Origin of the sequence: Salinivibrio sp. IB872 (assembly GCF_001995345.1) — a bacterium.
Taxonomy (GTDB): Bacteria; Pseudomonadota; Gammaproteobacteria; order Enterobacterales; family Vibrionaceae; genus Salinivibrio; species Salinivibrio proteolyticus.
On record NZ_MUFO01000032.1, the window covers coordinates 26270 to 37749 of the forward strand.

The following is an 11480-nucleotide window of genomic DNA, read 5'->3' on the forward strand; positions in this document are numbered from 1 at the left end:
GTTTACATCTCATACGGGATTAACAAATTTACTGACAAGCCTACCATATTCTGGCATGTCGCGTGCCTGATTGATGATTGCACGCTGGCATAATAGTCACTTCATGTCGTTGTTAAGCGTCTCGCGTGTTCTTGAAGATGATGCTTTTGCGCGATGTCGCTTAGTACTCGGTTTGGCGTATTTTGGCATACTCTTTTGAGTATTTTTAGCCTAATACTATGAATTATTTACCGTCTGTCTTGGCATATGGAACAAGTTTTTATTGTCATACTTTAGTAGAAGCGCATAGGATGGAAGGAGCACAAGGCGTGCAGGGTGTCGTGTTAAACGACGCAGGCCTTTAAATGGAAACCCGCACACAGCGGCTATCGCGAGGAAGCAATGATGGACAGATTTGTTGAGTTCTATCACTTAAATGCATTCGTTGCACAAGGACAGGGTGGGAATCCCGCCGGTGTTGTTAGGCATGCAGATATGCTGGATGATGCACAAATGCAGGCGATTGCAACAGACTTCGGTTACCCCGAAACGGCATTTATTTGTCATAGCGAGCATGCTGATGTCAGATTGCGGTTCTTCACCCCGACCAATGAGGTTGCGTTTTGTGGTCACGCCACTGTGGCAACATTTTCTGCGCTTTGGCAGTTGGGTGAACTTGAAGCTGGCGATTATACGCAAGAAACCGGGGCAGGCGTTCTGCAAGTGTCCATCTTGGCTTCGGGAAAAGTTAACTTTGAAACGGCAATCCCAGTTATCAGTGATGGGCCGAATGAAAAGGTGATTGCCGATGCATTTCACATAGACAGTAAAGATATCCTATCGACGGGATTGCCAGTCAAAGTCGTATCTGCGGGTGGACCCAATATCATTTTGCCGCTTGCGTCCCTCGATGCACTGGCTCGGATGTCACAAGACAGAGAGGCGGTTATTGCGCTGACGGAGGCTTACAATTGCATTGGGGTACATGCGTTTGCTTTGTCGCCCCACGAGTCAGATATTACTGCGTGTTGTCGAAACTTTGCACCTGCGGTCGGGGTGGATGAAGAGGCGGCTACTGGAAGTGCTGCTGCCGCCTTAGCAGCGTACTTGACTGAGTATCAGGGCACACATAATCGGTTTGTTTTTGAGCAGGGTGAGCATATTGGGGCGCGATCGCTACTGTCTGCCGTGGTCAAAGTTGACGCGCAAGGCCATCACCGCGCTTGGGTGGGTGGCGAAGCAAATACCTTAGCACGGCGTGGCTATCGGCTAGATGCGATTAGCGCTTAACTTACTCTGTTCAAGCAGAAAAAATCATCAGGGTTGGCGCGATTAGTCTACGTTTATTAAAGGGATGTAATTTGCGGGGTTAACATCGTGAGTGAAACCTTCTTTTCGTGTCAGCCAATTTTTGATGACCGACAGCAGCACTGGGGAAGTGAGCTGCTCTTTCGTGAAGGTCTAGAAAACAAGTTCCCATCAATTGACGAAGACACTGCCACATCAAGGATACTGAGTGCTAATTTCCTGTCTGGTAATGAATTAGACGACCAGTTGCGTTACGTGGTGAGCTTTTCCGAAACCGCGCTATTGGATGAATTACCGCTTTCGATGCCAGTGGCGCGTCTGGTTATCTGTATTAGTGAGAAAACCCGTCCCTCCCCATTACTACTGAACAAGCTCAGAGCCTATAAAAAGGCGGGTTTTATGTTACTTGCGTCTAGCTCGGTCTTTTCTAATCAATGGTTAGAACACATTAATCTGTTTAATTTAATCAGTGTCGATATGGATCGTGATGATCCTATGCGTTGGGTAGGAACCATCTCTGATTATCCTGATATCCGCTTTTTAATTCGAAAAGTAGAGAAGCAAGAAGAGTTTACGCTGGCGCAGCAATTTGGTTTTAGCTTGTTTCAAGGTTACTTTTTTGAGCAGCCGAAAATCCGGCGTCAAAGTGATGTTGCGCCGTCAGTCATCACCCTGTTGGATGCCTGTATTATCATCAACCGAAGCCCTTATGACATTGACGAAATAACAGACGTTATATCACGTGACGTGTCCCTGCTTTATAAGGTGGTCACCAGCGCCAATATACTGGCCAAGTCCAAGAAAAAAAGTATCACTAATCCCAAACAAGCGGTGGTTTATCTCGGTTTAGAGTCATTACGCCGTTTAATTTCTCTTCTCATTATGTCCAATATGAATCATCAGGAGTGTTTACATTTGCAAAACGCTGCCATTTTGCGCGCAATTTTTATGCAACAAACTGCACCTATGTTGAAAGGACTCGATGGTGATGAAGGTTTTCTGGTTGGTGCTTTTTCTTTTTTAGATGCCATGTTGGGGTGTCCGATGGAAGATGTGGTGGGTCACTTGGATCTGAGCCAAGAAGCTAAGCAAGCTTTACTGGCACAAAATGGCCACTACGGTGCTTTACTGGAAGTATGCAAGAATATCGAGCATGCCAACTGGGATTGGGTGTCGAAAACTTGCGAAAAACTGAAATTGAAAGAGCGTGTCGTGTTGAAAGCGTTTGAGAAAGCGCGCGAGCAAACGCAAACACTCGCCGCAACCATGCAGGTATAAGTATGAATCGAGTGGGAATGCGCTTAGCTATCGTTTTGATTGTGTTGGCAACACTGCTGCTAGGTGGATTTGGCTATTATAACTATCACGTTGCCAAGTCACGCTTAGAGTCGGACATGAATCAGGACTTGACGTCCATCAGCCAGCGACTCAAACAGCGCCTGCCCACATTGATGTGGAATTATGATTTCGAGAATGTTCAAAATGATCTCGATAGCGAGATGGGATCGCGATACGTCCATCGCTTAGAACTGGTTGATGTTAATGGACAGTTCCGCTACGTCACAGACTCAAAAGGGACGCGGGCAGATTCTGAACTTAGTCAGTTGACCATTCCACTTGAATACGATGATCGCAGCCGTTCGGTAAAAGTCGGCGATCTGATCATTTATCGTGATAGTAGGTACATCGATAAAGAGCTCAGCACCGAGATATTACGTACGACGACGCAGATTATTTTGCTGAACTTGCTGGTGGGATTCTGTATTTGGAAATATGCCAAGCAAATCAGCCGAGCCGAGCAAAGCCGCGCTTATCTCGATACCGTTATTCATAGCTATACTGATGCACTCTTGGTGCTAGGTGATAAGCATTCGATTATTACCATCAACGATTCGGCCAAGCGGCTGTTTGAGCTTGAATCTGTCCCTGATGAAGCCATCACACTGTCGGCCATTGTGTCTCGTGTTAAGCCCAACTCGCGCGCCTATTTTTCACAGGCACTTTACGATTTGAATGGCAAGACTAATCGCTCTTATGAAATAGAAACCGAGAGTGGAGAGCGGGTGGTGCAGGTGAAATCCACTCCCATCAAAGACGAAGATCCACGCGCGCTGAATGTCGCTATTATTCGCGACATCACCGAACAACACCTTGATAAACAAAAAGTCTCTAAAGGGGCTGAGTTATTCTCCGCCATGAAGAGCTTACAAGATAAGTTTCTGATTCGAGAGGATTTTAGTAAAAGTTTCCATGATGTCCTCAAAATCTTGCTGCGTATTGGTGAAAGCAATCATGGCATTATTGTTGAAGTGGGAGGCAATGATGAACCTGAGCAAGTGGGCTTACCCTATCATGTGCTTGCCCAAACTCGCCTAATTCAAAACGGTTACGTAGGCGACGAGTTTGTTCGTAATTTGTTGATTGAAATTATTGAAACCAAACAAAGTAAACGTAGCCTGCAAATGGCGGGTGTCGCGGGTAACAACCAAAAAATGATCATCAATGTGTTGGGGTTACCGCTATACATGTCGAATCAACTCGTCGGCGTGGTCTGTTTATTCGATGAATCAACCACCTATGATGATGAGTTGCAAAGCTGGATCGATCCGATCTTGTCGAGTTTGAGTTCAATGATTCACTTTGTTCAACAGAAAAACCTGAACGATATGATCTCTAAAGAGATGGCGAGAGCGAAAGAGCAGGCGGAACGCGCTAATGAATCAAAGACCAATTTTCTGGCGATGATGAGCCATGAGATTCGCACACCGATGAATGGCATTGTAGGGATGTCGAACTTATTAATTGAGACGCCACTGACGCAACAGCAGCGCTATTTTGTCGATACCTTGCAACATTCCTCTACCGCGCTACTAAATATCATCAACGATGTGCTCGATTTGACCAAAATCGAAGCCGGTAAAATGACGCTCTCTAAACAAGTACTCAATGTGGCTGATCTTGTTCACGAATCCTTGAGCATCTTCACTGCCAAAGCGGCAGAAAAACAGTTGCGACTCCATTGTTATATCGATCCTCGTATGCCATGTGATATTGAACTCGATGCGGTCCGCTATAAACAAGTGATTATCAACTTAGTCGGCAATGCGGTGAAGTTTACCAAGCAAGGGCATATTTATGTTCGCTTGTATCAAGCGAAAGATGGCGAAGTCACGAATCTTGTCATGGAAGTGGAAGATACGGGGATCGGGATCCCAGAAGATCGTCATGAGGCTATCTTTGAAAACTTTACTCAGGTGGATAACTCGTATTCGCGCTCTTATCAAGGGACAGGTTTGGGCTTACCAGTATGTCGTAAATTGCTGCGATTGATGGATGGCGATATCACTATTCGTAGCGAGGAAAACAAAGGCACGACGTTTGTGTCTACTGTGCCTATCACCTTCACTGACTCTCCACATACACTGTTTGATGGCTATGAACTGAGTGCAGAAGAAAAAGCGCAGCGGGTTTGTTTGGTCTCAGAAGATAATTTGCTCACCACAACATTGGCCGCATACCTCGATCGCCTGTCTGTCTCGTTTGTCAGTGTTACTGACGGGGAGCAAGTTGATACGCGAGATAGTGAACAGCTAACCTTGATGATTGATCAAGACAAGATGCAGAGCTGTCAACATTTAGTGGGTAAAGTCGCTAAGAGTGTCGCCATTAGTCATAATGGACATCACGATACCGGTATGCAGACGTTGACATGCCCAATTAATTACAGCGAGTTATATCGGGTATTGACCTCGAATGAGGCGGAGCTTGATGACAATCTTGCGGCAGTAGGGCAGTACGACAATATTCGCTTTGATTTAAATGTTCTGGTCGCGGAGGACCACTTAGTCAACCAAGACTTAATCGATATCATTCTCGCCAAGCTAGGTTGTAAACGCACATTGGCTGAGAACGGCAAAGAAGCGCTTGAACTGCATAAAAAAACACCTTTCGATATTATTTTAATGGATTGCCAAATGCCTGAAATGGATGGCTTTGAGGCAACGCGCCGTATTCGTGAGTTTGATAAGCACACACCGATTATTGCCGTGACCGCCAATGCGTTATCGGGGGACGCAGAGCGTTGCTTGGACGCAGGCATGAATGGGCATTTAGCCAAACCTTTCAGCAAGGATCAGTTAATTGAACTGCTTATTCTCTATTCCAGTAACGATGCAGTTCATTATGACGATCCGCATGACACCGATGATGGGCTGGACTTGGCGGATTTAGATGAAAAGACGTTGACGGAAGGTGAGCACACTAGCGATTCTGAAACAGACACAGACACAGACACAGACACAGACACAGATATTGAACCTGACCCCGATCATCATATGAATGGAGCGGCAACCATGGAATCCACTGAGTCTCCCGTCGATATTGCGCATGTCAAAGAACAGGTGGGCGATAGCATGGATCTGGTGAAAATGATCCTTGACAAGTACGTGAATAATCAGACCAATGACTTAGAAAGAATGGAAGTAGCGTTCGATGAGCAAGATGTCGCTGCTGTTAAGAAGCTCGCTCATAAGATGAAAGGTGCGGCGGCGATGATTGGTGCGAATACGCTTTCAGGGATCTGCTTAGAACTTGAAAAATCACCCGCGGAAGATACTGAAACACTCAAAACGTATTTACCGACAATTCGTGAACACACCCAAGCTATTGTTGAGCAGGTCTCTGGCCTACCGGAAACACCTTGATACATCCTGTCACGCTCGTTAGCATGGGCATAGTGTCAAATTAGATTAAAAATTAAAGACCAATCAAACACCTAGTGCTTGACTATTTAGTCGAGTACTAGGTTTTGTTGTGAGGAAAGGCAGATGAACAAAAGTGCTGTGCTGGTTTGCGCCGTCACCTTACTGCTTAGCGGCTGTGGTGAAAAGGCGACCTCTGCGCCATCCGATACACCATCTCGACCCGCAAAGTTATTAACGGTAGTGATGGGTCATGAAGGGATTACCCGTCAATTTCCCGCCCAAGTTGAAGCCGATGATAAGGCGTTGCTCTCCTTTCGCGTCTCAGGCGTGATTGAGAGCATGCCGGTGAAAGCAGGTATGGATGTTAATCAAGGCGATATCTTAGCGGAGCTGGATGGCCATCAATATCGCCTGCAGCTAGACAAGGCTAAGGCGCAATACCAACTGGCTCAGGTGCAGTTCAATCGCGCAGATCGTCTACACAATGACAAAGTCATATCCGAGCAGCGCTTTGATGAAGCGCGCTCGGCGTTGAGTGAGGCTGCTGCTGGTTTAGAGCAAGCGCAGGCGAATGTGAATTATACGCAGCTAAAAGCGCCTTATTCCGGCACTGTCTCTTTGCGTATGAAAGAAGTCAATGAGTTTGCCCGAGCTCAAGAGCCTATTCTCCATATCCAATCGAAAGATATTATTAACGTCAGCTTTCAATTACCTGAACGCTACTTTCATTACTTTAGCCAACAAGCCAAGCAGCTCACGCCATTTGTAACGTTTGACGCATATGGCGATCGTCGTTTTCCTGCCCAGTTTAAGGAAATGGATACAGAAGCAGATACGAAAACAGCGTCTTATCGGGTTACAGTGAGCTTGATGCGGCCACAAGCGGTGAATGTATTGCCGGGAATGGCTGCGAAAGTGAGTGTCACCATACCGACAGATACAGAGACCGCTATTCCTGACTCAGCACTGGTCACGAAAGGAGAAGACCTTGGTGTTTGGCGAGTCGATCCGCAAGGTGTTGTGTCTTTCACGCCCATTCGTTTAGAGGATGGCAAAGTGAGTGATGGCCTTGAAAATGGCGATGTGATTGTTGCGACCGGCGCGGGTGCGCTTCAAGAGGGTGATCGGGTACGTGCTTGGGTGAAGGAGCGTGGACTATGAAATCAGTCGTAAAACTCTTGAGTATCGGGGGCTGTGTGATGCTCCTCTCGGCGTGCCAGCCTGAGTCAGCTCCTCGCGAGGTGACAACGCCGGTGGTGACAACCTTTACGGTGCACCATCAGCAACAAGATGAGCGCATTACCTTCCCAGCGGTAGCTGCTGCGGCAGACAAGGCAACGTTAGCGTTTCGGGTACCTGGCGAGGTGCAGCAAATTAACGTAAAAGCGGGTGATCTGGTTAAGAAAGGCGATGTGCTCGCTCGACTTGAACCAACGGACTATCGCTTAGCGGTCGAGAACGCGAGTGCGCGCTTTGATGTCGCGGATGCTCAATACCGTCGCTCGGCACCCTTGGTCGAGCAAGGCATGCTGGCTCAATCACAATTTGATGAGCTAAAAGCACAGCGCGAAATTGCGCAAGCAGAGTTGGCGCTGGCGAAGCTGCATTTATCCTACGTTGAGCTGAAAGCACCGGAAAATGGCGTTATCTCTCGTGTCAGCGTGGAGCCATTTGAAACCATTGCGCCGGGGCAAGCGATCATGAATATCCACGATGCCACACGTGCCGACATTCGCATTCAAGTCCCTGATATTTTGTTTAGTCGCAATGCCGGTGTAAACACGCAATCGGTGCAAACGCGATTGGTCCCCGAAGTGATTACCCAACAAGGCAATACCTTCAAGGCGTCGATCGACGAATATACCGCCGAGCCGGATCCGCAAAGCGGTGCCTTTGTGGTGACCTTAACGATGCCGATGCCAGAGCAACAATTTATTCTCGATGGTATGCCCGTTCAAGTCAGTATTTCTCGTCAAGGCTTGCAGTTAACCCGAACTGGGCTCTCTATACCGATAGAAGCGGTGTTTAACCAAGATGGTGACCCGCTTGATCGCGAGCACAGTTATGTGTGGCTCTTGAATGCTAAAGACAATACCGTGCACAAGCAACAGATTGAGATGGGGCGCATCCATGGTCACCGGATTGAAGTGGTTGAAGGATTGAAACAGGGCGATCGCATTGTTGTTGACGGCGCGAATCAACTGGCCGACGGACAAACCGTACAGCTCGCGTCAAAAGAGGAAAAGAGATCATGAAGCAAGGCGTGGCAGGCTATTTTATTCAAAATAAAGTCATCAGTTGGATGATTACGCTGATCTTTTTGATTGGGGGTACCATCGCTTTTTTGGGGCTAGGGCGCTTAGAGGATCCGGCCTTTACCATTAAAGATGCAATGGTCATCACCAGCTACCCCGGTGCAACGCCGCAGCAGGTTGAAGAAGAGGTCACTTATCGGCTCGAAAAAGCGGTTCAACAGCTTACCTATGTCGATGAAGTTCGCTCTATTTCCAGTCGTGGCCTTTCCCAGATCACGGTTAAAATGAAACCCAAATATCGTTCGGATGACCTTCCCCAGATATGGGATGAGCTGCGCCGAAAAGTGAACGATGCACGGGGACAACTTCCTCCCGGTGTGAACCCGCCACAAGTGATGGATGACTTTGGTGATGTGTACGGGATTTTATTGGCGATAACCGGTGACGGATATAGCTACAGCGAGCTTAAAGACTATGTGGATTATTTGCGTCGTGAGCTCGAATTAGTCCAAGGGGTGGGCAAAGTACAAGTGACTGGTACGCAACAGGAACAAGTCTTTATCGAAGTGTCGATTCAGCGCTTGAGCAGCTTGGGTATCTCTCCTAATACCTTATTTAACCTGCTGGCAACCCAAAACTTAGTGAGCAATGCGGGCGCTGTGCGAGTGGGGGATGAGTATATTCGTATTCATCCCACCGGCGAGTTTTCGTCTGTGGATGAGTTGGGCAATTTGATCCTCACTGAAGCGGGTTCACAAGGCCTGATTTATCTGCGCGACGTTGCGGATGTAAAACGGGGATACCAAGAAGTACCGAGCCAAGTCCTGTCGTATAACGGTAAACAGGCGTTGCAAGTCGGTATTTCTTTTGCTGATGGTGTCAATGTGGTTGAAGTTGGCCAGAACGTCGATAAACGTTTGGCGCAGCTCAATGATAATCAGCCGGTTGGTATTCAAGTGCATCATGTGTATAACCAGCCCGATGAAGTCGACAACTCGGTTAGCGGTTTTGTGTCTAGTCTCGGGCAAGCGGTGGCGATCGTTATTATCGTGTTGCTCTTTTTTATGGGACTGCGCTCGGGCCTTTTAATTGGCTTGGTGTTGTTGCTAACTGTGCTAGGCACGTTCGTGTTTATGCGCTACTTCGATATTAATTTGCAGCGTGTTTCACTCGGTGCCTTGGTCATTGCGCTTGGTATGCTGGTGGATAACGCGATTGTGGTGGTTGAGGGCATATTAGTCGGCTTAAAGCGTGGCCGAACGCGAATGCAGGCCGCGCACGATATTGTCACTCAAACCAAGTGGCCTTTGTTGGGGGCGACCGTGATTGCGGTAACAGCGTTTGCGCCGATTGGCTTATCTGAAGATGCAACCGGTGAGTATTGTGGCACCTTGTTTACGGTTCTGCTGATCTCCTTGATGCTCAGCTGGTTTACGGCCATTACGCTGACGCCCTTTTTTGCCAGCATGTTTTTCAAAGAAACCACCGTCTCCGAGGGTGATGAGCAATCGGACCCCTACAATGGCGTGCTATTTGTGATCTATAAACGATTCTTATCGTTTTGTATGCATCATGCCTATCTGACTCTGCTAGTGATGGTTATTGCGCTGGGAGCCAGTATTTACGGGTTTAGCCACCTGAAACAGTCCTTCTTCCCTGACTCGACCACACCGATGTTCATGGTGGATTTATGGCTGCCTGAAGGGACAGATATTCGGGCGACTCAAGGCACTTTGGATGATGTCTCAAGCTGGTTGAGTGAACAAGAGGGCGTGAGCTATGTATCGACCAGTGCTGGGAAAGGGTCTCAGCGCTTTATGTTGACCTATTCACCAGAGAAAACTTACGCCGCGTACGGTGAGCTGATCGTCCGTGTGGATGAGTATGCCCATGTAAAACCCACGATGGGACTGGTACGCACACATATTCAGCAGCAATATCCGAATGTTCAACTTAAGCTCAAACCGATCACTTTAGGGCCGGCTTCGGGGTCAAAAATTGAAGCGCGGATCATCGGACCTGAGCCGACGGAACTACGAGCTATTGCTAAGCAGGTAGAAGCGCGTCTTCATCAAGACTCAGATGCCGTCAATATTCGTCATGACTGGCGCGAACGCACCAAAGTGCTCGAACCTGAGTTTAACGAGAGCCAAGCGCGTCGCTATGGGATTACGAAAAAAGACGTGGACGACCTTTTGWCCATGACCTTCAGTGGCAAACGTATTGGCGTGTATCGTGATGGCACCAATTTAATGCCCATTGTGGCCCGCTTGCCGGATGAGGAGCGAGTCAATATTAATACCCTCGAAGGGATGAAGATCTGGAGCCCTGTGCTGAAAGATTATATTCCTTTGCAACAGGTGATCCTCGACTATGACCTGCGTTGGGAAGACCCCATCATCATGCGTAAAAATCGCARACGCATGCTAACAGTGATGGCTGATCCCGATCCGTTGGTTGGTGTCACCGCGGCGACGCTATTGACGCGGGTCCGCAGTGATATCGAGTCGATTCCTCTTCCAGAGGGCTACCGCATTGAATGGGGCGGTGAGCATGAGTCGTCCACAGAAGCAAAAGAAGGGCTGTTTAGTATTATGCCTCTGGGTTACCTCTTTATGTTCTTGGTAACCATACTGCTATTTAACTCGGTGAAAGAGTCGTTAATTGTTTGGTTAACCGTGCCGCTTGCAGTCGTTGGGGTGACCACGGGTCTGCTCTTACTGAATACGCCGTTTGGATTTATGGCATTACTCGGCTTCTTGAGCCTAAGTGGTATGCTGCTGAAAAATGGGATTGTATTGATTGACCAAATCAATATAGAAGTTGCCAGTGGCAAACAGCGCTACCAAGCGGTAGTGGACGCGGCAGTAAGTCGTGTTCGTCCGGTCTGCATGGCTGCGGTGACGACCATTTTAGGGATGCTGCCGTTGTTACCGGATGTATTTTTCCGCCCAATGGCAGTGACTATCATGTTTGGATTGGGCTTTGCGACTGTGCTAACACTGATTGTGGTACCTGTACTGTACCGGATTTTTTATCAAATCCATTATCACCGTAATGCCTGATACGACTAAGCACCGCAACCGCGGTGCTTCAGACTGCTGACAAAGGTCTAGCTTTCGAGCTAGACCTTTGATCTAATAGGAGTGTCGCAATAGGGATGCTCCGGTATGCTTCAAGAACCTTCTCCACACCAATATGAACTTGAAATGGTGACGATGGAACAACTTGTTCC

The 11480-nt window shown here is 47.8% G+C and carries 6 protein-coding genes; all 6 read left to right on the forward strand.

Translation table 11 applies throughout. The features are described 5' to 3' along the window. Positions 1-381: 381 nt before the first annotated feature. The 6 genes from BZJ18_RS12685 (at position 382) to BZJ18_RS12710 (ending at position 11310) form a co-directional block, all read left to right on the forward strand. Positions 382-1269: a PhzF family phenazine biosynthesis protein gene (locus tag BZJ18_RS12685; RefSeq protein WP_241824969.1), complete on the forward strand. Its 888-nt coding sequence runs from the start codon at positions 382-384 to the stop codon at positions 1267-1269. 87 nt (positions 1270-1356) lie between these two features. After that, on the forward strand, positions 1357-2565 hold the full coding sequence (locus BZJ18_RS12690) for an EAL and HDOD domain-containing protein (RefSeq protein WP_077457269.1): 1209 nt from the start codon (positions 1357-1359) through the stop codon (positions 2563-2565). A 2-nt stretch (positions 2566-2567) separates the two neighbouring features. Continuing rightward, the gene (locus BZJ18_RS12695; RefSeq protein ID WP_077457271.1) at positions 2568-5990 is read left to right on the forward strand and encodes an ATP-binding protein; all 3423 of its coding nucleotides are present in this window, start codon (positions 2568-2570) and stop codon (positions 5988-5990) included. 123 nt (positions 5991-6113) lie between these two features. Beyond that, positions 6114-7151, forward strand: coding sequence for an efflux RND transporter periplasmic adaptor subunit (locus BZJ18_RS12700; protein WP_077457273.1), 1038 nt, complete (start codon positions 6114-6116; stop codon positions 7149-7151). Continuing rightward, positions 7148-8245 (forward strand): efflux RND transporter periplasmic adaptor subunit, encoded by a 1098-nt coding sequence (locus BZJ18_RS12705; RefSeq protein WP_077457275.1) that lies wholly within the window; start codon positions 7148-7150, stop codon positions 8243-8245. Before BZJ18_RS12700 ends, BZJ18_RS12705 begins: the two co-directional genes overlap by 4 nt. Continuing rightward, positions 8242-11310, forward strand: a complete 3069-nt coding sequence (locus BZJ18_RS12710; protein ID WP_077457277.1) for an efflux RND transporter permease subunit — start codon at positions 8242-8244, stop codon at positions 11308-11310. Before BZJ18_RS12705 ends, BZJ18_RS12710 begins: the two co-directional genes overlap by 4 nt. Positions 11311-11480 lie beyond the last annotated feature (170 nt).